This window comes from Sphingopyxis sp. Root1497 (assembly GCF_001427085.1).
In the GTDB taxonomy this organism is placed as follows: Bacteria; Pseudomonadota; Alphaproteobacteria; order Sphingomonadales; family Sphingomonadaceae; genus Sphingopyxis.
In genome coordinates this window covers 1,479,387-1,502,657 of record NZ_LMGF01000003.1, presented here as the reverse complement: position 1 = coordinate 1,502,657, position 23,271 = coordinate 1,479,387, and the positions used below count along the sequence as shown (strand labels likewise).

Genomic DNA, 23,271 nt, shown 5'->3' with positions numbered 1-23,271 from the left:
CCCCAGCGTATGCCCGATCGGCGGGCGGCCGCCGCTGGCGATCAGCTCCTGGACCTTGGCAAGCGTCATGGCGCGGCCTCCAGTCCATAGCGCGCGACGATGCTGGCATGGGTGTCGGCGAGCAGCGCGTCGGAGAGCGCGGGATCGCCGACCGCGCGCGCCAGCGCGACCCCGCCGACAAGCTGCGCGAGCAGCGCATGCGATTCCGCCTCGGCATCGGTGCAACCGAGCGTCGCCAGCGGCACGGCAAGCCGCGAAGCTATGCCGACCACACCGGCGCCGAACCGGTCGCGCGTCGCGGATTCGGACCGCGCGAAATCGCCCGACAACGTCGGCAGTGGACACCCTCGGTCGCGACTGTCGCGATGCGCGGGCGAGAGGTAGAAATCGACATAGGCGCGCAACACGGCTTTCGGATCGCCGACGGCATCGATTCGCTCGGTCCGCGCCCGCGCATCGGCGAACATCGTCCCGATCGCCTCGCCGACCAGCGCGTCCTTCGATGGGAAATGGGCATAAAAGCCGCCGTGGGTCAGCCCCGCTCGCGCCATGATGCCCGCGACCGCGACATTGTCCGGACCCTTGGCGCGAATTTCCTTCGCCGCTTCCTTCAACACCCGTTCGCGCGTTTCGGCGCGATGCCCACTCGAATAGCGCACTTGCGATCTCCTTTATATGATGCATATAATATAAAGACAGCAGGACACAAGCCCGATGGCATCGATTCCCCTCTCCGCCGGGTCAGGCCCCGCTCCCGCCGACACGCCGTTCAACTCGGCGGCGATGCCCAATTCGCGCAAATATCTGATCTTCGCGGTGATGGCGTTCGGCCAGTTCATGGCGCTGATCGACATCCAGATCGTCGCCGCCTCATTGAACGAGGTTCAGGCGGGCCTCAGCGCCGGCCCCGACGAGATCAGCTGGGTGCAGACCGCCTATCTGATGGCCGAACTGGTGATGATCCCTTTCGCCGCCTTCCTCGCGCAGGCGATGTCGACGCGCTGGCTGTTCGCGGCGTCGGCGGGGCTTTTCACCGTCGCCAGCATGGCGTGCGGGCTCGCCTGGAACATCGAATCGATGATCCTGTTCCGCGCGATCCAGGGCTTTGTCGGCGGCGCGATGGTGCCGACGGTGTTCGCCACCGGCTATATGCTGTTCGAGGGCAAGCAGCGCGCGATGATCCCCGCGATCCTCGGCATGGTGTCGGTGCTCGCGCCCACGCTCGGCCCGACGGTCGGCGGCTGGATCACCGACGCGCTGGGATGGCGCTGGGTGTTCTTCATCAATGTCGCGCCGGGGATCGCGGTCACGATCGCGATCCTCGCGCTGGTACGCGTCGACAAGGCGGATTGGTCGATGCTGCGCCGGATCGACTGGGTGCATCTGGGGTCGATGGCGGTTTTCCTAGCCGGCCTCGAATATGTGCTCGAGGAAGGGCCGAAGCACGACTGGTTCAGCGAGCCGTCGATCGCGATCGCCGCCTGGCTGTCGCTCGTCGCCTTCGCGCTGTTCCTCGAACGCTCCTTCCGCTCCGATGGACCGATCGTCAAACTCACGCCCTTCCGCAAGCCGACTTTCGCCTTTGCCTGCGTCTTTAACCTCGTGATCGGCTTCGGCCTCTATGCCGGCACCTATCTCGTCCCGATCTTCCTCGGCCGGGTGCGCGGCTATAATGCCGCCGAAATCGGAACGACGGTGTTCGTCTCAGGGCTGGCGCAATTGCTCGGCGTACCGATCGCCGCCGCACTGTCGCAGCGCGTCGACCCGCGCATCATCATCACCTTCGGACTCAGCCTGTTCGCGCTCGGGCTATGGATGTTCAGCTTCATGACCCCCGACTGGGGTTTCGCCGCGCTGTTCTGGCCGCAGGTCGTGCGCAGCTTCGCGATCATGCTGTGCATCGTCCCCTCGGTCGGCCTCGCGCTCGGCAATTTCGAGGGCGCCGAACTGCGCTATGCCTCGGGGCTGTTCAACCTGATGCGCAATCTCGGCGGCGCCATCGGCATCGCGCTGGTCAACACCTGGCTCGGCGACAATGCGCGCCTCCACGCGCTGCGCATTTCGGAAGCGCTCGGCCAGTCGGCGCAGGGCGCGCAGCAAGCGGCCGCGCAATTGACCCACTATATCGGGACCTGGGTGTCGGACCCGCAGCAGGCCGCGCTGATGGCCGACGCGACAATGGCCCGGCTCGTCGGCCGCCACGCGCTGACGCTGGCGTTCGACGATGTCTTCCGCCTGATGTCCTATATCTTCCTCGCCGCGCTGGTCATGGTCCCCTTCTGCAAACCCCCGCCGATCGGCGGCCCGAAACCGACCGACGCGCATTAGAGTGTGGAGCGACCATAAAATCCTCCCCGTCACGAAGCGATGGGGAGGGGCACCGTCCGCGAAGCGGATGGTGGAGGGGCCAGCAAAGTCAGTGTCATCGCCCCTCCGTCAGCGCTTCGCGCTGCCACCTCCCCATCGCTTCGCGACAGGGAGGAATGAAATGGCCGGTACCGACCGGTTGCAGACCTTGCCGTGCCGACGTAGGCTAGTGCCCAAGCGGGGCCGTGTCCGAAGGAGTGCGCCTGTGAGCACCGAAGAACTTGTCCCTAACTCGGTCGCGGCGACGATGGCGGTATCCAACTCAGCTTTTGCTGCTCTATGGCCCGTTTACAAGCGCAAAAATGTGGACGAAACCAGAGGTTATTCTGAATTCCTTCAGTGGCGTGCCCATTTTGCTTTCATGCATTTCCGAGCCAGACACCTAGACAGAATACTAGTAGAAAAGTGTCATGATGCGTTGAAATATGACGATCTCCTCGACGACGAGCGGAAAGGTCTTCTAAGTGTGATCGACATGTTCGATGCCATCAGCGGCTGACCTGCGCTGCGCGAGGTATAACGGCAGCTAACCACCCCAAACCAGTCCTCCAGTCCCCCACCCAAAAAACTTCTTTCCTAAAATATCCCACTATGTTCCAAACTGGCAGATGGAACAGACCGACTCACCCGCCGCGCTCCTCGCCGGCACCTGCCTCGCCTTCGCAGCCGTCCCCGCGCAGCGCCATCGCGCCGACGGCTGGACGCCCGAAACCCAGGCCAATTTCATCCGCGCGCTCGAAGCGATGGGTTCGGTGGGCAAGGCGGCACGCGCCGTCGGCATGGGCCGGGCGTCCGCCTATCGCCTCCGCGAACGGGCGGAGGCGGCAAGCTTCGCCGTCGCGTGGGACCGCGCCATCGTGATGGGCCGCACGCACCAGTTCAGCATCGCGATGGACCGCGCGCTCAACGGAGTCACGACGGTCCGCGTCCTCAAGGGCGGAGCCATCGACGTCAGCGGCGGTCCCGACATGGCGGTCGTCCACGCCGTACTGCGTGACGAAGGCTTCGCTAAAGCGACAAAGGAGACATTTTGAACGCGTACATGCGTATCCTTTGTCGCTTTAAGCCAAAAGAAAACCCGCCCCCGGGTCGATATCCCCGGGGGCGGGTTCCTGCGACCCGTCGCTATTACCGATCAGGCAAGGTCGAAACGGTCGGCGTTCATCACCTTGGTCCAGGCCTTGACGAAGTCCTTCACGAACTTCTCCTCATGGCCGGTCTCGGCATAGACTTCGGCAACCGCGCGCAGTTCGGAGTTGGAACCGAACACCAGGTCGGCGCGGGTGGCGCGCCAGGTTTCGCCACCGCTCTTGCGGTCGGTCGCGACATATTCCTCGTCGCCCGATCCATCGACGGCCTTCCACACATTGGTCATGTCGAGCAGGTTGACGAAATAGTCGTTGGTCAACTGGCCCGAACGCTTGGTGAAATGGCCATGACCGCGATCGCCGTGATTGGCGCCGAGGACGCGCAGGCCACCGACCAGCACGGTCATTTCGGGAACCGACAGACCCAGCAAGGACGCCCGGTCGAGCATCATTTCCTCGGTCTTCACCGCCAGCTTCTTCTTGCCGAGATAGTTGCGGAAGGCGTCGGCCTCGGGCTCCATCACCGCGAAGCTGTCGGCGTCGGTCTGTTCGGCGCTCGCATCGCCGCGACCGCCCGTGAAGGGCACCGTCACGCCGAAGCCCGCATCCTTGATCGCCTTTTCCAGGCCGACCACGCCGCCCAGCACGATCGTGTCGGCCAGCGACAGATTGCCGCGCAGGCCGTCGAGCGTGCCCAGCACCTTGCCGAGGATCGCCGGTTCATTGACCTCCCAGTCCTTTTGCGGCGCCAGCCGCACGCGCGCGCCATTGGCGCCGCCGCGGAAGTCCGACTTGCGATAGGTGCTCGCCGAGGCCCACGCCGCCTTGACCAGTTCGCTGACGGTCAGGCCGCTGGCGGCGATCTTGTCCTTCACCGCCTTGACGTCGGCGTCGGAGGGTGCAGCGCCGGCAGGGATCGGATCCTGCCAGATCAGGTCTTCGGCGGGCACTTCGGGGCCGAGGTAGCGGACCTTGGGCCCCATGTCGCGGTGGGTCAGCTTGAACCATGCACGAGCGAAGGCGTCCTTGAACGCGTCATGGTCGTTACGGAATTTCTCGCTGATCACGCGGAACTCGGGGTCGACCTTCAGCGCCATGTCGGCGGTGGTCATCATCGTCGGCACCTTGATGTTCGGGTCCCAGGCGGCGGGGGCCTTGTCCTCTTCCTTCTGGTTCACCGGCTGCCACTGCTGCGCACCGGCGGGCGAGTGGACCAGCTCATAATCATAGTCGAGCAGCAGGCGGAAATAATTCTCCGACCACTCGGTCGGGGTATTCACCCACGCGCCTTCGATGCCGCTGGTCACCGCATGCTCGCCGATGCCGCCGCTTTCGTGGCTGCTGACCCAGCCGAAGCCTTGCGCCGCCAGATCGCCGCCCGAGGGCGCCGCGCCAAGCAGCGAGGCATCGCCATTGCCATGCGCCTTGCCGAACGTGTGGCCGCCCGCGGTCAGTGCGACGGTTTCCTCATGGTCCATCGCCATGCGCTCGAAGGTTTCCTTGATGTCGCGCGCCGACAGCAGCGGATCGGGGTTGCCGCCCGGACCTTCGGGATTGACGTAGATCAGGCCCATCTGGATCGCGGCGAGCGGCCCTTCGATCGCTTCCAGGCCCTTGTCGGGGTCGATGCGCGTCTGCACACCTTCATTGACCCATTTGTCCTCCGAACCCCAATAAATGTCGCGCTCGGGCTCGAACACATCGGCACGGCCGCCGCCGAAACCGAAGACCGGGCCGCCCATGCTTTCGATCGCGACATTGCCGGTCAGGATGAACAAGTCGGCCCAGCTGATCTTGTTGCCGTACTTCTGCTTGATCGGCCACAACAGGCGCCGTGCCTTGTCGAGATTGCCGTTGTCGGGCCAGCTGTCGAGCGGCGCGAAACGCTGTTGCCCGCTGTTGGCGCCGCCGCGCCCGTCGGCGGTGCGGTAGGTGCCCGCGGCGTGCCAGGCCATGCGAATGAAGAAGGGACCGTAATGGCCATAGTCCGCCGGCCACCAGGGCTGGCTGTCGGTCATCAGCGCGGTCAGGTCATTCTTCAGTGCCCGATAGTCGAGCAACGCGAACGCCTTCGAATAGTCGAAATCGTCGCCAAGCGGGTTCGACGAGCCGTTGGGGGTAAGGATCTCGGTCGCCAGCATATCCGGCCACCAATCCTTGTTGGTGCGGCCGAGCAGCGCGCGAACGCCGCCGGGCTGGTGAACCGGGCAACCGCTGCCGATGGGGGTCTGGTCGTTCATGCAGTCTCTCCTTTGGGGTTTTTTGTTTGCTGATCGTGGCGGCGGGCGATGACCGGCGCATGACGCGCAGGCGCAAGGGTCGCTGGACAGGCTTCGACAGGGGCTGGCCGCGAGTCGATGGGGTCATCCTTTCGCCTTGGGATGGAAAGGATAGGCGGCACCCCTCCATCGACATAACCGAATAAGCTGAATTCAGTCATTGAACGAACCGATCACAGCGTCGCGGGTTGCGGCAAGGAAATGACGTTGGTCGCGCCGCCGCCACGCCCCGGCGAAAGGCGGCGCGGCGGATGCAACAGCGGGACGGCCCGAGGGTTGATCGAGGGTCACGCCCACCCCCGGCGCGGCAAATAGGAGAGAGCAAGTGGCTAACCAAAACCCCAACGAGCAGCAGCAGCGCGACGAGGAACAACGTCGCAAGCAGCAGCAACAGCAGGGCGGCCAGGATCGCCAGCAGGACGGTCAGCGGCCCGACCAGGACCGCGACAACCAGCAGCAGCGCTGACAGGCAGGCTGCATGAGAAAGGGGCCGCTCCGGCAGGAGCGGCCCCTTTTCCTTTGTCCGAAAGCGGTGGGGATCAGAAACTGACCTTGATCGTCCCGCCCCAGGTCCTGGGATCGCCCGCGGTGCCGGCGATCAGGCCGGTGTTGCCGGGTGCGACCTGCAACAGATCGACATAGTTCACGTCGAAGGCGTTACGGACCCAGGCGAAGACGTCGATGCCGTCGCCGCGAAAGCCGGCGCGGAAGTTGGTCAGCGCATAGCCTTTGACGTTGGTGTAGATCGACGGCGACGCGTTCGAATTCCAATGCGAACGGTAATTGCCATCGATGCCGAAATAGACCTGGCCTTCCTTCGCCAGCAGCGTGACCGGAGCATTGGCTTCGGCGCCGAAGGAGAAGGCATATTTCGACACGCCCGGCAGGCGCTGGCCCGAGATATCGCACTGGCGCGGACTGAGCGCACCGGGAACACCCGCCGCGCCCGGCGTCACCCCGACACCGGCGGTCGTGCCGCCGGACAGTTCGGGCGGGCACGGCGCGCTGGTGAATTTCTGATATTTGGCGTCGGTATAGGCGCCGTTGGCATAGGCCGTGAAGCGGTCGCTGGCGCGGATCTTGAAATCCGCTTCAAGCCCCTGCGAAACCACCTTCTCCGCATTGGCCAGATAGCCGCGCACCGTGCCGAACTGGCCGCCGTTCACCGTCGCCTGGAAATTCTTAATCTCCGTGCGGAAGGCGGTGAGGTTGAAGGTGGCAAGGCGGTTAAAGAACTGGGTCTTGAGGCCGACTTCGAAATGGTTGACCGATTCGGGCTTCACCGTGCTGGCGCTGAGGACGGGCTGATTGTTCGTATCGAGCGGCAGGCCGTTCTGGTTGATGCCGACCGTCTTGAAGCTCTTGGCATAGGTCGCATAGGCCAGCACGTCCGGCGCGACCTTGTAATTCACGTTCAGGTCGTAGCTGAAGTTCCAGTCGCTCACCGACGGCGCGGTAAGCTGCGGCTGATAGACGCCGCACTGCGCTGTCAGCACGGCATTGCCGGCGGTCGCCGTCGGGGCGCAACTGGTGATCACCTGCCCCGCGCCCGTGGTCACGACGCGCTGATAAAAGCCCTCTTTCTTGTCGTAATTGACGCGAATGCCCGGCTGGATGGTCAGTTCCGGCGTCAGTTTATAGCTGAGCTGCCCATAGAATGCCGCGCTGTCGGCCTTCAGAAATTGGGTATTGGAGGCGGTCAGGCCGTTGAGGACCTCGGGGCGATTATAGACATTGGTCGGATCGGTGGACGGCGCCAGGCTGTAGCGCGTGGCGTCGATCCCTTGCTGCTCGGTACCCTGGGTATCGATCCGCTGTCTGAAACCGAACAGGCCGGCGACGAAGTCGATCTTGTCGCCTTCGTAATTATAGCGGAATTCCTGGCTATACTGATCTTGCTGCGACGGGTTCTGCGACCTCGCGACGACCGAAGCGCCGGTAAAGTCGCGGTCGTTCTCGGGCAGCCAGTCCCAGAAGCGCCAGGCGGTGATCGAGGTGAAGGTGCCGGGACCTACATCCCACTTCACGCGCAACGAAGCGCCCCCGATCTTGTTGCCGGCGTTGAGGCTGGCATCGATGTCGGTCAGGCGATCATAGACGTTGCGGCTCGGCACGATGTAATTGTAGTTTGGGTTGGCGGCCTGAAGCCGCGCGATGATCGCGTCATATTGGCGAGTGAGCGCCCGCTGCGTCGTCCCGACGCGGACGAAGGCGGTGCCGCAGCACTCCGGATCCTGCTTGCTGTAGTCACCGGCCAGCGTGATGCTGAGATCCTCGTTCGGCTGGAACAGAAGCTGGCCGCGAAGGCCCAGATTGTCCTGCTCGTTGATCCAGCGATCGGTCCGGGTGTTGAACAAAGTGCCGCGCCGGCTGGTGGTGGCGATCGCGATACGCGCCGCGATCTTGTCCGACAGCGGACCGGAGACCGCCGCCTTGGCCTGGCGTAAATTGAGATTGCCGACGGTCACTTCGGCGCGGCCCTCGAAATCGAAGGTCGGCTGGTTGGTCGTGATGTTGATCGCGCCAGCCGTCGTGTTCTTGCCGTAAAGCGATCCTTGCGGCCCGCGCAAAACTTCGACCTGATCGACGTCGAGGAAGTCGAAGGTCGCCGCAGCGACGCGCGAATTATAGACGTCGTCGACATAGATGCCGACGCCCTGTTCGAAACCGTCGCTGGTCAGCCCGAAGGGGACACCAAGTCCGCGGATATTCACCGAGGTATTGCGCGGGTTCGAGGTATAGACCTGCAGCGTCGGCGCAAGCTGCTGAAGCTTCACGACGTTGAAATTGCCGGTTGCCTCGATCGAATCGCCGCGGATCACCGAGATGGCGACGGGCACTTCCTGCGCCGTTTCCTGGCGACGGCGGGCGGTCACGATGATGATATCGCCACGGCTGACATCATCGCCGTCCTGCGCTGTGTTGGTTGCGGTGGCCGAAGTGGCGGCTTCCTCATCGGCAGTCGCGGCGCCCTCCGCCGCAACGGCCGGCTGCGCCGCGAAGGCGAGCACGAAGGATAGGGTGATGGCACTCGCCGACAAGCGGCCGCGCACGGACGGATATTTCGCGGTCATGACAATTTTCCTGTTGCTTTGAAGTTGCACGAAAAATTGCCACATCCGGCGGTCCGGTCTGCGGCATTTTAAGGATGGGGCAAAGGCTAGCCCCCTTGGGAGATGGATCAGTTCGGGTAGCGATGGCGCTCGGTGATATCGACCTGCACCAGCTTGCCTTCATGCACGGTAAGTTGGATCGCACCGAAGCGCAGCTTTTCAAGCGCGTCGAGCACCGTCTGGACGGAACGCGACACAGCCTCGCGCTGGACCGGAGCCTTTTCTGCTGAAGCGGACATTTGTTTCCCTTTCCCTGCGACACCCTGTCGATTCGTCCACAAGCATATGCCAATCGATTTAGTTGACAATGATTGATTTGCTTTCTGCGGCGAAAGGCCCGGTTCGCACGCCCAAGCGAAATTTTGCCGATCGGCGCGTTTTGCACGCGCGGGACGCTAGGGATTGCGCGCGACTCCCAGTGCTGGCAAAGGCGTGTGCGATGACAAAAATTAACGATCTGATGGCGCGCGGAACCGCGCTTCTGGGCAGCGAATACGCGATTTTGTGCGGTGCGATGAGCTGGGTTTCGGAGCGAAACCTGGTCAGCGCGATCAGCAACGCCGGCGGTTTCGGCGTGATCGCCTGTGGTGCCATGACGCCCGAATTGCTCGATACCGAGATCGCGGCGACCAAGGCGCTCGCGACCAAGCCTTTCGGCGTCAACCTGATCACCATGCACCCGCAATTGTTCGACCTGATCGACATTTGCGCGAAGCATCGCGTCGGCCATGTCGTGCTCGCCGGCGGCCTGCCGCCCAAGGGCAGCCTCGAGGCGATCAAGGCATCCGGCGCGAAGGTGATCTGCTTTGCGCCGACGCTGGCGATGGGCAAGAAGCTGGTCCGTTCCGGCGTGGACGCGCTGGTGATCGAGGGCATGGAAGCCGGTGGACATATCGGCCCCGTGTCGACGAGCGTGCTGGCGCAGGAAATCCTGCCCGCGCTCGCGGACGAGGTGCCGATCTTCGTCGCCGGCGGCATCGGCCGCGGCGAGGCGATCGCGGGCTATCTGGAGATGGGCGCTTCGGGCGTCCAACTCGGCACTCGCTTCGTCTGCGCGACCGAAAGCATCGCGCACCCCAATTTCAAAAAGGCCTTCATCCGCGCTTCGGCGCGTGACGCCGTCGCCAGCGTCCAGATCGATCCGCGCTTGCCTGTCATCCCGGTGCGTGCGCTGAAAAATGCTGGCACCGAGGAATTCACTGCCAAGCAGCGCGAAGTCGCCAATCTGCTCGACGGCGGCAGCGTCGACATGCTGGAGGCACAACTGCAGATCGAACATTATTGGGCTGGCGCGCTGCGCCGCGCGGTGATCGACGGCGACGTCGAAAACGGTTCGTTAATGGCAGGGCAATCTGTCGGTATGGTAACCGTCGAAGAGACCGTGGGGGAAATCATCGCGTCGCTGGTGCAGCAGGCCGAAGCCGCCTTGCAGGCCCGGGGTTGATGCCGCATGATTTGGCGGCTGGGGAGTGGAGCATGACTTTGTTGCGGAAGATTATCGTCGTCGGACTGCTTGCGAGCATCGCGGGCTGCACCAAGCCGCCGCCGCCGCCGCCGCCGCCTCCCCCGCCCCCTCCGCCGCCGGTCGTGATCATCGTACCGCCGCGTCCGCTGCCGCCCGGCAATGCCTCGCTGACCCAGATCCTGCCCGGTCGCGCGATCGACGGACGCTTCGTGACCGCGAACAGCAACGTCACCGGCGACCGCGCCTTCTGGCAGATGAAGATCGCGCTGAACGTCGCCGCGATCGGCTGCCGCGGGCTGGAGGAAGCCACTCTGGTTTCAGCCTACAACAATATCATCAAGTCGCATGGCAAAGCGATCAAGGCGACTGAAAAGACCGTCATCACCGAACTCGGCAAGGCGAACAAAACGAACGGCATCAAGGAGCGTGATCGCCTGTCGACCCAGTTGTTCAACTATTTCGCGCAGCCGCCTGCCCAGCGCGCCTTCTGCGCGCGCGCCAACGAGGTCGCGCAGATCGTGTCGACGACGCCCCCCGCCGACGTCGTCGCGCAGGCACCAGCCCATCTTGCGCGGCTCGACCAGCCCTTCGTCGATTTCTATGAAGCCTATGCGAAATACCAGCTCGACGTCATGGAATGGGACGCCAAATATGCGCCCCCGCCGCCGATCATGAGCGCACCTGCCCCGCTGACGACAAACCCGAGCGTGATCTATGGCCCGACGACGACGACCGCGCCGGGCGCCGCTTATAGTCCGACGACGCCCAGGACGCCCGGGACCAATCCGGGCAACTAGGCGGCGAACAGTAAATATTCACGCACGCCCTTGGCGTCGGGGCACGGCATCTGTTAGCACCGTCGGGACATGACAAACGCCCCGCCCCCGCCCTCGACCGCCGCCCAGTCGGCGCGCACGATCCTGACGCGGCTGCACGAGGTGATGGCCGCGCGCACCCACGCGCAGGGCAAGCTCAACCAGGTCGTCGGTATCATCGGCGAATGCCTTGATAGCGAGGTCTGCTCGATTTATCTGCTGCGCGAGGGTGCGCTCGAACTTTATGCGACGCGCGGGTTGAAGCAGGAGGCGGTGCATGTCACGCGCCTCGGTCTTGGCGAAGGTCTGGTCGGCACGATCGCCGAACAGATCGAGACGCTCAACCTCGACGAAGCGGCGGCGCATCCCGACTTCTCCTATCGCCCCGAAACCGGCGAAGAATTGTTCCATAGCTTTGCCGGGGTGCCGATCATCCGCCGCGAGCGTGCGGTCGGTGTCCTCTGCGTCCAGCACAGCGACCCGCGCCGCTATGACGATATCGAGATCGAGACGCTGCAGACCGTCGCGATGGTGCTGTCCGAACTGATCGCCAACGCTGACCTGGTCGACACCACCGCACGGATCGACGCTGCCGAGGCCGACCAGTCGAGCCAGCGGCTGACCGGCCAGAAACTCGTCGATGGCATGGGCCGCGGCGTCGCGGTGTTCCACCAGCCGCGCGTCGTCATCGAGCATACCGTCGCCGAGGATACCGAAGCCGAACGTCACAGAGTTTACGCGGCCTTCGACAAGATGCGCGAACAGATCGACCGCATGGCGAGCCAGGCCGAATTCGGCGTCGGCGGCGAGCATGACGAAGTGCTCGAGATGTACAAGATGTTCGCCTATGACGAGGGCTGGTCGCGGCGGATCAACGAAGCGATCGACAGCGGCCTGACCGCCGAGGCGGCGATCGAGCGCGTCCAGCAACGCACCCGCATGCGGATGCGCCAGATCGACGATCCGCTGCTGCGCGACCGGATGCACGACCTGGAGGACCTCTCCAATCGGCTGATACGGATCGTTTCGGGCCAGCTCGGCACGGCGGCGCAGATGGGGTTGCGGCAGGATTCGATCCTGATCGCGCGCAACCTCGGCCCTGCCGAACTGCTCGAATATGATCGCCGCCGTCTGAAGGGCGTGGTGCTCGAGGAAGGGTCGCTGACAGCGCATGTCATTATCGTCGCGCGCGCGATGGGGGTGCCGGTCATTGGGCGCGTGCGCGATGTCCGCACCGTCATCCGCGACGGCGACATGCTGTTGCTCGACGCGGCCGATGGGACGGTGCACGTCCGTCCCAGCCCGTCGACAGACGACGCTTTCGACGCCAAGCTGGAGGTTTCGCAGAAGCGCCGCGCCAATCTTGCGGCGCTGCGCGACCTGCCGGCGGTGACCAAGGACGGCGTGTCGATCGAACTGATGATCAACGCGGGGCTACGCGAGGATATTGCGGCGCTCGATCTGACCGGGGCGCGCGGTATCGGGCTGTTCCGCACCGAGTTCCAGTTCCTGGTGTCGGCGACGATGCCGCAACGCGAGCGTCAGCAGCGCCTCTATCGCGACGTGCTCGACGCGGCGGGCGACCGGCCGGTGATCTTTCGCACCGTCGACATCGGCGGCGACAAGGCGCTGCCCTATATGAACACCGACACGGTGCTCGAAGAAAATCCGGCGATGGGCTGGCGCGCGCTGCGCCTCGCGCTTGAACGCGAAGGCCTGCTCAAGGTTCAGGCGCGCGCGCTAATGGAAGCGGCGGCGGGGCGGACGCTCAACGTCATGTTCCCGATGGTGTCCGAGCCATGGGAATATGAAGCGGCGCGGGCGCTGTTCGTCGGCCAGCGCGCATGGCTCGCCAGCCACAACAAGAAATTGCCCGTCGCGATCCGTTATGGCGCGATGCTCGAAGTGCCGGGACTGGCGGAAACACTGGACCTCATGCTGCCGCACCTCGACTTCCTGTCGATCGGCACCAACGACCTCACCCAGTTCCTGTTCGCCGCCGACCGTGCCCACCCGCGCCTCGCCGAGCGGTACGACTGGCTGTCGCCAACGGTGATGCGCTTCCTGTCACGCGTCGTGAAGACCGTTGCGGGATCGAAGGTCACGCTGGGCGTGTGCGGCGAAATGGGCGGACGCCCGCTTGAAGCAATGGCGCTGCTCGGCATCGGCATCGAGCGGCTGTCGATCACCCCGGCTGGCGTGGGGCCGGTCAAGGCGATGATCCGCTCGCTCGACCTTGCCGCATTGCGGCGCGACATCCCTGCGATCCTCGCCCAGCCGACATCGACGCCCCGCGCCCAATATGCCGATTGGGCCAAGGCGCATCAGGTCGACCTCGGCGACTGACATCCGCGAGGCGGCGGCGCGCCCGCCCGCCACGGCGCCAAAAATCCAACCTTCCGGCTTTCTTCTAAGGGCTTGTTAACCAATTGTGTCTAGCTCCCGGAAAGGAATTCGGTGGGGCTAGACAGGGATTTTCCGGCATATGTTCATGCGCGTGGGCCAGTTCGATGCGGCGAACGACGTTCCCGGGAACGACGAGGCGATACGGGTCGCAGTACTGCTTCCCTGTTACAATGAGGGACTGGTGCTGCGAACGGTGATCGAGAGATTCCGCGCCGCGCTGCCCGATGCGACCATCTACGTCTATGACAACAACAGCCGCGACGATTCCGTCGCGGTGGCGCAGAGCGCCGGGGCGGTCGTCCGCTCGGAAAAGCGCCAGGGAAAGGGCTTTGTCGTCCGTCGCATGTTCGCGGACATCGACGCCGACATCTATATCATGTGCGACGCCGACGAGACCTATGACGCGTCGGCGGTGTCGTCGCTTGTCGCCGAACTGGTCGACAATGGGCTCGACATGGTCGTCGGCACCCGTGTCGATACCAGCGGCACGGCCTATCGTCCGGCGCACCGCTTCGGCAACTGGATGCTGACCTCGCTCGTCCGCACCATGTTCGGCGGCGGCTTCAGCGATATGCTCAGCGGTTACCGCATTTTTTCGCGGCGGTTCGTGAAGTCCTTTCCCCTGATGTCGCAGGGTTTCGAGATCGAGACCGAACTGACGATCCACGCGCTGCAACTGGCGATGCCGGTCGCCGAGATGCCAACGCGGTTCAAGGATCGCATCGAGGGATCCGAAAGCAAGCTGCAGACGGTGTCCGACGGCTTCCGCATCCTGTGGACGATCGTCACCCTGCTCAAACAGGAGCGGCCATTCTTCCTGTTCGGTATCGTGGCGCTGGCGATGATGACGGCCTCGCTGATATTCGGTTATCCGGTGATCGCGGAATATATGCGTAGCGGCACCGTGCCGCGCCTGCCCACCGCGATCCTTGCAACGGGGACGATGATCCTCGGCTTCCTCAGCCTGTTCTCCGGCCTGATCCTCGACACGGTGACGCGCGGCCGCAAGGAAGCGAAGCTGCTTCGGTATCTTGAACTGCCAGGCATAGAGGCGCGTCTGAAAAACCAGGGTTGAACAAAACGCTCAGCGATCGGGACGCTGCCGGCGCGACGGTCCGACGAGCCAGCCGGACGCCTTGATCGACAGCGTCGCTGCGGCAACCGCCAGCGATGTACCGGTCAGCAGGATGCGGTTGGCGAGCACGAACAGGACAATATCGGCCGCTCCGATCGAGAAACCCGCGAAAATGACCGAGAAACTCCATTCGGAAATGCCAAAGGCGCCAGGGAGCATCGCGACGGACGTCGCCAACGCCACCAGTGGCACACCTACAAGAATGGCCGCAATCGTCACGGTACCGATTGCAGCGTGAACGGCGATATTCATCAGCGTGAGACTGATGAACCGCGCAAGCGAAATGCCATAGAGTTTGCACAGGGTCACTCGGTCGAACCGTGACGCGGCGTCATGCACGCGGCGGAGAAAAGCCGGCGGACGAAACCACCTGATCGCGGTCGGCAACAAGAATATCATGCCCAGTCCGAGCGGCACCATCAACGCGCAGCCCCATAGATATATCAGGATATCACGGTGAACGAACGCCGCGATGGCCGGTATCGCCAGCAGCAGCACCACCGCGAAATCGGCGACCTGATCGATGCCACCCGACAGTGCGCCCCGAAGACCACTCGTCCCGCTAAGGCGATTTGCGAGTCCGCGACAGGCGACGTTGACGAGCGGAGACGGCAGGAACGTTCCCAGTCCCTGCGCGAAGGCACCTGTTGCGAAGGCCGGGCCGAACCGCGGGCGAACGCCGGAAAGCACCTCTTCTATCAGCGACCAGCGCCACGACGACAAGGCGACATGGCCGACCACCAGAGCAAGGAGCGGCACGACGGGCCATAGAATGAGATGATCAAAAAGCGTCTGAAACTCGGCGCCCGACACACCGAAGCTCCGCACCCACAGCGCCATCGCAAGCCCAGCCAAGGCGATGGAAGAAATGATGAGGATAAAGCGGGTGCGTCGCGTCATGCACGATGTCCGCAATTGCCCGCCAGCCTTTCGATCAGTCGCAGATAGCGACTGAACAAAAAATCCGGGGAGCATTGCTGCGCAACATAGGCGCGCGCCTCATCCGCCGACGCGGTCGGCGTCCGGTCTAGCGCAGCGGCGAAATGCTGAGCCGTGCCCGCCACGTCGCGCAAATCGACCTCTTCGGTCACGATGAAAGGTGCAAGTCCAGCATCGGTTTCCAATATCTGTTCGGAGCAAAGGACGCCACAGCCCGATGCCAGCGCTTCGCGCACCACGAGCGAGAAGCTTTCCGAGGGGCTGGGAAGAACCAGCGTGTCGCTCGCTCGGTAAAGCCGCGCCACCTCTGCCCGGTCGAGTTGCCCCAATATCCTTACATTGCCCAGTTCCCATCGGGCCGGGTCGACCGGGCCGGTCCCCGCAATGGCAAAGGTCCAGTCCGGACGCCGCCGGGCCATCTCCGCGACCACCATAATGCCCTTGCTTTCAGTCAGGCGCCCGACGACGGCGGCAATCTTGCCATTTTGCCCGGGTGTCAAAGCCGCGCGATCGGCGTCCCGTTCGTCCGCGCCAGCCGAAGGACGAAATAGGCCGAGGTCGAGACCATGACCGATAGTCTCGCTCTCAGGGCGCGTACGGACTCCGTCGAAATGCCGCGCGACGACGGGGCTGACGTAGACCACAGCCTCCGCGGTGCGCACCATCGGGCGCACTGCCAGTGCTTCGCCCGCTCGCATGACGGCCCGGGCCATTTTCGACACCGTCGATGGTTCGCCCACGTGCTGGACCAGGAAAATCGGCTTTCGATGCCATTTCGCCACGACAAACGCGACCACGCTGAGCGCGAAATTGGCCTCCGCGATGATGACGACGTCAGCGCGCCGGACCGCGCGCGCGATCGTCGGCAGCGTCCATGGCATCGGCAGCGGCGCGGGAACGCCGCTGAGCGCGTAGATGAAGTCGGTCCCGGCCAAGGGTATATGGTCGATGCCCGGCTGATCCGGAACCATGCCCTCTGCTTGCGCAAGCCACTCGACACGCATACCTGCGCGCCGCAAAGCGTCCGCGAGTTCGGCGCAGGCGAGTTCCATGCCCCCTCCATGTGCGGGATAATAGGCACTGACGAGAGCGATCCGCCGACCGCCGACCACGCCGACGGCCCGCTCATCCCCGGGCGAAGGATTGCGGGCAAGCCGAGAATCCAGGGAAGGCGCCCCGGTCATCGCAGATGCGTCACCGTGCAGCCGGCAACACGCAGTCGCGCCGCCGCGTCCCTGCTCGCCTCCTCTGCATCCGGCAGTTTTCCGAAACCATAATAGTCCACGACCGGCTTCAAAAGCGTCGGTTCGACCATCGCGACCGTGGATCCACGCGCACAGAGCATCCCTACGAGTTCCGGATTCAGGCCACCACGCAACAGGCGTATCGGGCGCCCGTCCAGACGGGGAGGATTGATCACCAAATCCGCAGAAAACGGCACATCTGACTCCCCAATCACCGCATAATCCGTTCCACTGCGGTCGATACGCGCCGATGCGGCGGCGGCCGGCGCATAGAAGCCATGCGCGAACCATAATTGCAACGGCAACAGAATCAGCGCGCCGGCGCAGGTGGTGCGGCGCAGCAGCGTGCGCCATCGGCCTGTCTCCGCGCCAATCGCCTGCCACCCGAAAACGGCGAGCAGGATGCAATTGCCGATCTGGCCGTGAAGATAGCGATATCCAAAACCATGGCCCTGATAAGGAAGGATGACGGTCATGGTGACAAGCGTCAGGATCAGCCCCCCCGCCAGTGCTCCCGCCAACCGATCTCGGCGCGCGGCCAGAAAGCCGGCAATCAGCAACGGGATCAGCAGCAGATGATTCCAAGCGGCAAAGCGGGCTAGATTGGCGATCATATTCGCCATTCGCATCCCGTCGCCCGCCGCCAGCGCATTCATCAACCGCACCGCATAACCGGAATCGCGCACCTGTTGCATCGCACCGTCGACCTGTACCAGCGTCGAAATCCAGTGAGGCCACCACAGCCAGAAAAGCCCGATTGCGGCATAGCCGACGAAATAGAGCGCGGCGCGGCGCCAGTCCTTTTCCAGCAGGAGGAGGAAAAGTACCGGCGCCGCGAACATCGGATGCATGATCGGCTGGTGCAGTCCGACCGCCGCAAAGCCGACCGCCAGCGCTGCCATATCCGCCCATCGGCGGCGACGGAGAAAGAGCCACAGCCAGCAGAGATTCAATGCAAGATGCGCTGGCATCGCATAAGCCGTCATGCCGGTGACGACGACTTGCGCCGAACCCGCGTAGAGCAGCAACGCGACAACTGCGGTCTCACGGCTGTCCGGCCAGATGCGCCGCGCGCAGCCCCACAAGGCCAGAGCCCCGAGCAGCGTCATCAGCGGTCCGGTTATCGCGGGCGCGACGACGAGGCCGACCAAGGCGCGAAGCGCAGCGTTCAGCGGCAGATAATCCGACACCCACGCGGCCCGGGGATCGGCAGCATACATGAACATCGTGTTCAACGCGGGCGCGTGGTCGCGCCACATGCCCGGCAATGGCGCGGCCAGCGATCCGTTGGCGAACACCGCCGTGTCGAACGACGCCATCTGTTCGTCGCGGCTCAGGTCATAGCCGGAGAGAATCCAGCTGTGGCCCGCCCAGGAAATCAGCGCCAATCCGGTTCCGATCAGCAAGGCCAGCCGCCAGTCCGCAGTCCACGCCGCAGGACGCGGCGCCACCCGCCAGCAGCAGATCGCGAGCAGACCGAGACCCGTCAGAAGCAGCGGCAGATCCTGTCGGTGCAGATAGAACAGGCTGAGATTCGCGTCACCCGAATAGAACGCACAGAGCAGCAGGGCATAGGCGAGGAGCAGCGCCAAAGGACGGCCTGCTCGATGAAAGACGGCCGCCCTCGCCGAGTCCGGCACGCCCCTTTCCGCGTCTGCTCGTTCGATTGTCCCCATTCGCCGACAACAGCATAGAAACCCCTAATTTGCTGTTAACCACGACATGGGTGCCGCAACTGGACTCCAAAAATGTTTCCGTTATGTTCTGTATATCGATTCGACAGGAGAGACAGATGAGCGAGACCCCCACCCGCGCCACCGGCCAGTGCCATTGCGGCGCCATCCGCTATTCGATGCCGACCACCGTCGTCCACCACGCGCTGTGCAACTGCCAGGACTGCCGCCGCCACGCCGGCGCGCCGCTCGTCGGCTGGGCGCTTGTCGGGCAGGACGAGCTGGAAGTCACCGGCACGCCGAAAATCTATGCCTCATCCGACCATGGCCGTCGCCATTTCTGCGGGACCTGCGGCACCGGCCTTTTCTACACCAGCGACGCGGTGTTCCCGGGCCAGATCGACGTCCAGTCCGCAACGCTCGACGACCCCGACCTGATCCCCGCACAGGTGCAGATCCAGACCGCCGAGCGCATCGGCTGGATGGAAACGCTCGGCGATCTGCCGACCTTCGAGCGCTATCCGGGTTAGCGCCTGCCGTCAGCCTCGACGATCGCTCGGACCAGCGCGGCGATGTCGAGCCGCACCTTGCCGTCATCATACCCCTGGCGCACGATCACCAGCCCGCGCGAAGGGATGACGACCATATATTGGCCGCGATTGCCGAACGCGCCGAAGGCGTCGGCGGGAATGCCGTCGGACTTGTTGAAGAGCCAGAAGCCGGCACCATAGCCGAAGTCGCCGGTCGGCTGCGGTCCGCTCGGCGTCGTGACGAAGCGGCGCCAATTTTCGGGCAAAACCCGCTTGCCGGCCCACATCCCGTCATTCTGGTAGAGCAGGCCGAGCCGCGCGAGATCGCGCGCGGTGGTCGATACCTGGCTCGACAGGATATAATCGCCGTCCTTGTCATGCTCGGCGAAGGTGCGCGTCATGCCGAGCCGGTCGAAGAAGGCGGCAGGGTCGAGGTGCAGGTCGCGGCGGATCACCGCCGAGCGTTTGTTCTTTTCGTCTTCGGCCTTCTGCTGCGCGGCCTTGAGCGACTGGACCGCGAGCAACGTATCGTTGTTGGCATAGCGATAGACGCTGCCCGGCGGGTTGAGCAGCGACCATTGCACCGTCCACTGCCGCACCGACGCGCCGCCCATGTAAATGGCGTCGCTGCGGTTGCCCGCGGTGTCGCTGGTCAGCCCGCTCGCCATGCGCATCAATTGCTCGGTGGTGATCGCGGCGCGCGGATCGCCCGGCGTCTGCCAGTCGGCGATCATCGCGGGCCTTGTCACGTCGATGTCGCCGTTCAGCACGCCATGGCCGATGAGTGTCGCCGCCATCGACTTGGCGACCGAGAAGGTGCGCTGCGCGGTGTGGAGGCCGTGCCCCTGCTGATACCATTCGACCGCGATCTTGCCGCCCTTGACGATCAGGAGCGAACTGGTGCGCCCGCCGAAGCGCTCCATATCCATCGTCGCCAACTCATAAGGTGTCGCGTTGCGCGGCCGCGGCGCCAGCGCGTCGTGATCGCCGAGCGGCCATGGCTGGTCGTCGAGGTTCGGCCGACCGGGACGATAGCCGCTCCGCTCGCCCGGCACCGCGCCGATCGGCAAGGTCACACAGCCCTGTGCGCCGTCCCATTCGGCGATGCGCGGCGGCATGTCCTCTCGGTAGCGCACGCTGACGCGCTTCGCCTTGTCGTCGATATCGGCCTTCTGCAGGCGCATATCGGGTTCGATCTCGGGGTAGATATTGGTGAGTTCGTCGCGCTCGATATCGGCGAGCGCCTTGCCCGCGCCGTTCCACAGCGCCGAACAAGTGGCCCCGGCACGATAACCCGCCGCCCAGGCGCGGTTGATCTCGGCGTTGGGTTCCGCCGCGTGCGCCGGGATCGCGGTCGCCGCGATGAGCAGGCCGAGACCAAGCCGCCGTACCATCTCAGGGCCGCGCGCCAAAGGCCTGGCGCTGCGGCCTTTTGGCGCGGTCCCACCAAGCGCGGCGGAGGACATCGGCGATACGTTCGGGATCGTCCGATTCGAAGCGGACGAGCAGCGCGTGCCAACCCTCGTAATGCGGGGTTTGCCAGAAGGTGTCGGGATCGGTTTCAAGCAGGATGTCCTTTTCGTCGGGTTGGCACATCGCCGCGAAGCTGCCCGCCTCGCGCCCCGGTGCGGCGAGCGCCTTGCCGTTGAGCTTGGGACAGGGCGTACCATAGAAAGGCAGCATTTCGACATCGGGGAGCGCGCAGGCAAAGGCGACGACATCGGCCCAGCTGTCGAACTTCGGTGTCATGTCGGCTCCGCCTCTCAGTATCTTGGCGGCTTGGGGCGCACCACGACCTGCTCCACCGCGTCCCCGACCGGCTGCATCGGCTGGAACCGCATGCCATCGACAACCAGCCGATCGCCGACAATCGAATAGTCGAACAGCGCCTGCCCGCCGCGCGGACAGCAATTGCCGTCGCCGTCGCGCGCGACCGGGACGATCGCGAACATCTCGTCGAAGCGGAAGTCGGCGGGGCCGCGCAGCCAATAGCCCTTGGGGAGCAACTTGCCGCCTTCGTCGTACCAGCCGCCGATATCGATCTGGTGCCAGGTCGCCGCCGCGCCCTCCCCCGCGAACAGCGCATCGGCGTTGCCGCCGCCGCTGCCCGCCAGCGTCCCGGTGACATGGACGAGGCTCCGCTCGCCATTGCTCGACACGAGATCGGGAGTACCGATCGAGCCCGAGCTTTCGGCGAAGCCAGCAAGCGCCGTCTTGCCCGCCGCATCGCGCGCGATCAGTACGACCATCCACGCGCCCGGACCATCGCGCGGGGCGAGCGAGAGTTTCTGCCACAACAAGGTGCCGCCGCGTTCGGGCACGTCGATCCGCCCGCTCGCCTCGACGCCGCAGCGACCGCCATAATCATAGAGGCAGGTGTCGGCGATCTTCGCCACGCGGTCGGGCGCGAGCGCAATCTTCTGTGCGACGTTGGCGCGGCTGCATTCACTTTCGATGCTCCCGCTCGGGCACGAGATGACGGGAGTGGTGAGGGACGCGAACGCGAGGGTCAAAGACATGGCTGTTTCCCGGACATGGTGCGACCCGATGCGATGGCTAAGGCGAAGCAGCGACCGAGGCAAGCGCGCCTTAAGGAGACAAAGGATACGCAAGCACGCGTCCGAAATGTCTCCTTTGTCGCTTTAAGACCGGTGTGGACCGAGGTGGCCAGCAGCAAGCGGTTCGGGATAAGCGGCACCGTCATCCCACAGGGTAGATCATGCCGGGATTTATTAGGAAAGCGGTTTTTGCGGGGACGAGCGGACGGTAGCGGTCACTCCCTTAGCTTGTCATTCCCGCGAAAGCGGGAAGCCAGTGTGGGGTCAGCCTAAGGACGCTCTGGGTCCCCGCTTTCGCGGGGATGACCAACATTGGGGCTGCTAAAGCCGTCCTCACCCCCGCGCCTTCCTTTGTTCGTCCCACCAAGCCAGCCGCTCGGCGATGCGCTTTTCGAAACCGCGGTCGGTCGGGCGGTAATAGGTCTGCGGCCCTATCTCCTCGGGCCAATAGTCGGCGCCCGAAAAGCCGCCCTCGGCATCATGGTCATATTCATAACCCGCGCCGTACCCCAAGTCCTTCATCAGCTTGGTCGGCGCGTTGAGGATGTTCGCGGGCGGCGCGAGGCTGCCGGTGTCGCGCGCCGAGGCGAAGGCGGCCTTCTGCGCGGCATAGGCCGCGTTCGATTTGGGCGCGGTGGCAAGATAGAGGCACGCCTGCACGACCGCGAGTTCGCCTTCGGGCGAGCCGAGAAACTGGTACGCGTCCTTCGCGGCGAGGCATTGCACCAGCGCCTGCGGGTCGGCGAGGCCCACATCCTCGCTCGCGAAGCGCACGAGGCGGCGCAGCACATAGAGCGGCTCCTCGCCCGCGACGAGCATGCGCGCCATATAATAAAGCGCGGCCTGCGGGTCGGACCCGCGCAGCGCCTTGTGGAGCGCGCTGATCAGATTGTAATGGCCGTCGCGGTCCTTGTCGTAAACCGGCATGCGGCGGTGGAGCAGCTGCGCGAGCGCCGCCAGGTCGAGCGGCTCGGCGATGCCCGCCGCGAACAATGTCTCGACCTGATTGAGCAGGAAACGCCCGTCGCCATCAGCGCTGGCGGTCAGCGCCTCGCGCGCCGCCTCGGTCAGCGGCAAAGGCTTGCCGACCTCGGCCTCGGCACGGCCGAGCAGGGTCGCCATCGCCGCCTGGTCGAGACGATGGAGCACGAGCACCTGCGCGCGGCTGAGCAGCGCGGCGTTCAGGGCAAAGCTGGGGTTCTCGGTCGTCGCGCCGACGAGCACCACCGTGCCGCGCTCGACATAGGGCAGGAAACCGTCCTGCTGCGCCCGGTTGAAGCGATGGATTTCGTCCACGAACAGCAGGGTGCGCTTGCCCGCCGCCGCCATCTTTTCGGCATCGGCGAAGACCTTCTTGAGGTCGGCGACGCCCGAGAAGACCGCCGACAGCGGGGCGAACCGCATGCCGACCGCTTCCGCCAGCAGCCGCGCGATCGTCGTCTTGCCGGTGCCCGGGGGACCCCACAGGATGATCGACGACAATTGGCCCGCGGCGACCATCCGCCCGATCGCGCCGTCGGACCCCGTCAGATGTTCCTGCCCGACGACTTCGGACAGGGTCCTGGGACGCAGCCGTTCGGCGAGCGGTGCCGTGCCGGACGGGCTCCCTGCGGCGCGCGGCGGCGCATCGTCACCGAACAGGTCGTCGGCCACCGCCGC

General features: G+C 64.6%; 20 protein-coding genes. 9 read left to right on the top strand and 11 right to left on the bottom strand.

The genetic code is table 11. The features are described 5' to 3' along the window. Positions 1 to 65: 65 nt before the first annotated feature. A complete protein-coding gene (locus ASD67_RS10590) occupies positions 66 to 659 on the bottom strand; it encodes a TetR/AcrR family transcriptional regulator (protein ID WP_056346640.1) in 594 nt (197 codons plus the stop codon). 55 nt (positions 660 to 714) lie between these two features. On the opposite strand from ASD67_RS10590, the gene ASD67_RS10585 reads away from it, so the two are divergent. The 3 genes from ASD67_RS10585 to ASD67_RS10580 all read left to right on the top strand — a co-directional run bounded on the left by ASD67_RS10585 (position 715) and on the right by ASD67_RS10580 (position 3,401). Further along, on the top strand, positions 715 to 2,328 hold the full coding sequence (locus ASD67_RS10585; RefSeq protein ID WP_056346639.1) for a DHA2 family efflux MFS transporter permease subunit: 1,614 nt from the start codon (positions 715 to 717) through the stop codon (positions 2,326 to 2,328). A 244-nt stretch (positions 2,329 to 2,572) separates the two neighbouring features. Beyond that, entirely contained in the window at positions 2,573 to 2,866 is a 294-nt protein-coding gene (locus tag ASD67_RS23035; RefSeq protein WP_156377647.1) for a hypothetical protein, read from the top strand. 109 nt (positions 2,867 to 2,975) lie between these two features. Further along, positions 2,976 to 3,401 carry a hypothetical protein gene (locus ASD67_RS10580; protein WP_056346634.1) on the top strand — a complete coding sequence of 142 codons (426 nt, stop codon included), beginning with the start codon at positions 2,976 to 2,978 and terminating at the stop codon, positions 3,399 to 3,401. 101 nt (positions 3,402 to 3,502) lie between these two features. Here the strand turns inward: ASD67_RS10580 and katG are convergent, their stop codons facing one another. Beyond that, entirely contained in the window at positions 3,503 to 5,695 is a 2,193-nt protein-coding gene (gene katG / locus ASD67_RS10575) for a catalase/peroxidase HPI (protein ID WP_056346633.1), read from the bottom strand. A gap of 364 nt (positions 5,696 to 6,059) precedes the next feature. Between katG and ASD67_RS23030 the strand changes: the two genes are divergently transcribed. Continuing rightward, complete coding sequence (locus tag ASD67_RS23030) at positions 6,060 to 6,200, top strand: hypothetical protein (RefSeq protein ID WP_156377646.1); 141 nt, start codon at positions 6,060 to 6,062, stop codon at positions 6,198 to 6,200. A 73-nt stretch (positions 6,201 to 6,273) separates the two neighbouring features. Here ASD67_RS23030 and ASD67_RS10570 read toward each other — a convergent pair whose 3' ends face one another. Both ASD67_RS10570 and ASD67_RS22645 read right to left on the bottom strand, forming a co-directional pair. After that, on the bottom strand, positions 6,274 to 8,808 hold the full coding sequence (locus ASD67_RS10570) for a TonB-dependent receptor (RefSeq protein WP_056346629.1): 2,535 nt from the start codon (positions 8,806 to 8,808) through the stop codon (positions 6,274 to 6,276). Between the two features lie 107 nt (positions 8,809 to 8,915). After that, positions 8,916 to 9,086, bottom strand: coding sequence for a YezD family protein (locus ASD67_RS22645; protein WP_082544952.1), 171 nt, complete (start codon positions 9,084 to 9,086; stop codon positions 8,916 to 8,918). Between the two features lie 200 nt (positions 9,087 to 9,286). On the opposite strand from ASD67_RS22645, the gene ASD67_RS10565 reads away from it, so the two are divergent. From ASD67_RS10565 to ASD67_RS10550, 4 genes are all read left to right on the top strand, one after another. Next, positions 9,287 to 10,291: an NAD(P)H-dependent flavin oxidoreductase gene (locus tag ASD67_RS10565; RefSeq protein WP_056346627.1), complete on the top strand. Its 1,005-nt coding sequence runs from the start codon at positions 9,287 to 9,289 to the stop codon at positions 10,289 to 10,291. A 32-nt stretch (positions 10,292 to 10,323) separates the two neighbouring features. Continuing rightward, the gene (locus ASD67_RS10560; protein WP_156377645.1) at positions 10,324 to 11,109 is read left to right on the top strand and encodes a hypothetical protein; all 786 of its coding nucleotides are present in this window, start codon (positions 10,324 to 10,326) and stop codon (positions 11,107 to 11,109) included. A gap of 69 nt (positions 11,110 to 11,178) precedes the next feature. Further along, complete coding sequence (ptsP, locus tag ASD67_RS10555) at positions 11,179 to 13,473, top strand: phosphoenolpyruvate--protein phosphotransferase (protein WP_056346625.1); 2,295 nt, start codon at positions 11,179 to 11,181, stop codon at positions 13,471 to 13,473. A gap of 139 nt (positions 13,474 to 13,612) precedes the next feature. After that, positions 13,613 to 14,608 carry a glycosyltransferase family 2 protein gene (locus tag ASD67_RS10550; RefSeq protein WP_327197011.1) on the top strand — a complete coding sequence of 332 codons (996 nt, stop codon included), beginning with the start codon at positions 13,613 to 13,615 and terminating at the stop codon, positions 14,606 to 14,608. Positions 14,609 to 14,617: 9 nt separating this feature from the next. Here ASD67_RS10550 and ASD67_RS10545 read toward each other — a convergent pair whose 3' ends face one another. The 3 genes from ASD67_RS10545 to ASD67_RS10535 form a co-directional block, all read right to left on the bottom strand. After that, a complete protein-coding gene (locus tag ASD67_RS10545) occupies positions 14,618 to 15,568 on the bottom strand; it encodes a lysylphosphatidylglycerol synthase domain-containing protein (protein ID WP_056346623.1) in 951 nt (316 codons plus the stop codon). Next, positions 15,565 to 16,659, bottom strand: coding sequence for a glycosyltransferase family 4 protein (locus ASD67_RS23335; RefSeq protein ID WP_056346621.1), 1,095 nt, complete (start codon positions 16,657 to 16,659; stop codon positions 15,565 to 15,567). Before ASD67_RS23335 ends, ASD67_RS10545 begins: the two co-directional genes overlap by 4 nt. Positions 16,660 to 16,787: 128 nt before the next feature. Further along, positions 16,788 to 18,443 (bottom strand): hypothetical protein, encoded by a 1,656-nt coding sequence (locus ASD67_RS10535; protein ID WP_056346617.1) that lies wholly within the window; start codon positions 18,441 to 18,443, stop codon positions 16,788 to 16,790. 200 nt (positions 18,444 to 18,643) lie between these two features. Between ASD67_RS10535 and ASD67_RS10530 the strand changes: the two genes are divergently transcribed. Further along, entirely contained in the window at positions 18,644 to 19,054 is a 411-nt protein-coding gene (locus ASD67_RS10530) for a GFA family protein (protein ID WP_056346616.1), read from the top strand. Here the strand turns inward: ASD67_RS10530 and ASD67_RS10525 are convergent. From ASD67_RS10525 to ASD67_RS10510, 4 genes are all read right to left on the bottom strand, one after another. After that, a complete protein-coding gene (locus ASD67_RS10525; protein ID WP_056346615.1) occupies positions 19,051 to 20,448 on the bottom strand; it encodes a serine hydrolase domain-containing protein in 1,398 nt (465 codons plus the stop codon). The genes ASD67_RS10530 and ASD67_RS10525 overlap by 4 nt on opposite strands. A 1-nt stretch (position 20,449) precedes the next feature. After that, positions 20,450 to 20,803 carry a hypothetical protein gene (locus tag ASD67_RS10520; RefSeq protein ID WP_056346614.1) on the bottom strand — a complete coding sequence of 118 codons (354 nt, stop codon included), beginning with the start codon at positions 20,801 to 20,803 and terminating at the stop codon, positions 20,450 to 20,452. Between the two features lie 14 nt (positions 20,804 to 20,817). Beyond that, positions 20,818 to 21,573, bottom strand: coding sequence for a hypothetical protein (locus ASD67_RS10515; protein ID WP_056346608.1), 756 nt, complete (start codon positions 21,571 to 21,573; stop codon positions 20,818 to 20,820). 372 nt (positions 21,574 to 21,945) lie between these two features. Next, positions 21,946 to 23,265 carry a replication-associated recombination protein A gene (locus ASD67_RS10510; protein ID WP_200938005.1) on the bottom strand — a complete coding sequence of 440 codons (1,320 nt, stop codon included), beginning with the start codon at positions 23,263 to 23,265 and terminating at the stop codon, positions 21,946 to 21,948. Positions 23,266 to 23,271 lie beyond the last annotated feature (6 nt).

Excerpts from the sequence above, each read along its gene's own strand:
- ASD67_RS10585 (WP_056346639.1), top strand. The coding sequence starts at position 715 with ATGGCATCGATTCCCCTCTCCGCCGGGTCAGGCCCCGCTCCCGCCGAC.
- ASD67_RS10560 (WP_156377645.1), top strand. The coding sequence starts at position 10,324 with ATGACTTTGTTGCGGAAGATTATCGTCGTCGGACTGCTTGCGAGCATC.
- ptsP (WP_056346625.1), top strand. The coding sequence starts at position 11,179 with ATGACAAACGCCCCGCCCCCGCCCTCGACCGCCGCCCAGTCGGCGCGC.
- ASD67_RS10530 (WP_056346616.1), top strand. The coding sequence starts at position 18,644 with ATGAGCGAGACCCCCACCCGCGCCACCGGCCAGTGCCATTGCGGCGCC.
- ASD67_RS10525 (WP_056346615.1), bottom strand. The coding sequence starts at position 20,448 with ATGGTACGGCGGCTTGGTCTCGGCCTGCTCATCGCGGCGACCGCGATC.
- ASD67_RS23335 (WP_056346621.1), bottom strand. The coding sequence starts at position 16,659 with ATGGAACTCGCCTGCGCCGAACTCGCGGACGCTTTGCGGCGCGCAGGT.
- ASD67_RS10515 (WP_056346608.1), bottom strand. The coding sequence starts at position 21,573 with ATGTCTTTGACCCTCGCGTTCGCGTCCCTCACCACTCCCGTCATCTCG.
- ASD67_RS10520 (WP_056346614.1), bottom strand. The coding sequence starts at position 20,803 with ATGACACCGAAGTTCGACAGCTGGGCCGATGTCGTCGCCTTTGCCTGC.
- ASD67_RS10570 (WP_056346629.1), bottom strand. The coding sequence starts at position 8,808 with ATGACCGCGAAATATCCGTCCGTGCGCGGCCGCTTGTCGGCGAGTGCC.
- ASD67_RS10565 (WP_056346627.1), top strand. The coding sequence starts at position 9,287 with ATGACAAAAATTAACGATCTGATGGCGCGCGGAACCGCGCTTCTGGGC.
- ASD67_RS10550 (WP_327197011.1), top strand. The coding sequence starts at position 13,613 with ATGTTCATGCGCGTGGGCCAGTTCGATGCGGCGAACGACGTTCCCGGG.
- katG (WP_056346633.1), bottom strand. The coding sequence starts at position 5,695 with ATGAACGACCAGACCCCCATCGGCAGCGGTTGCCCGGTTCACCAGCCC.
- ASD67_RS22645 (WP_082544952.1), bottom strand. The coding sequence starts at position 9,086 with ATGTCCGCTTCAGCAGAAAAGGCTCCGGTCCAGCGCGAGGCTGTGTCG.
- ASD67_RS10545 (WP_056346623.1), bottom strand. The coding sequence starts at position 15,568 with ATGACGCGACGCACCCGCTTTATCCTCATCATTTCTTCCATCGCCTTG.
- ASD67_RS10580 (WP_056346634.1), top strand. The coding sequence starts at position 2,976 with ATGGAACAGACCGACTCACCCGCCGCGCTCCTCGCCGGCACCTGCCTC.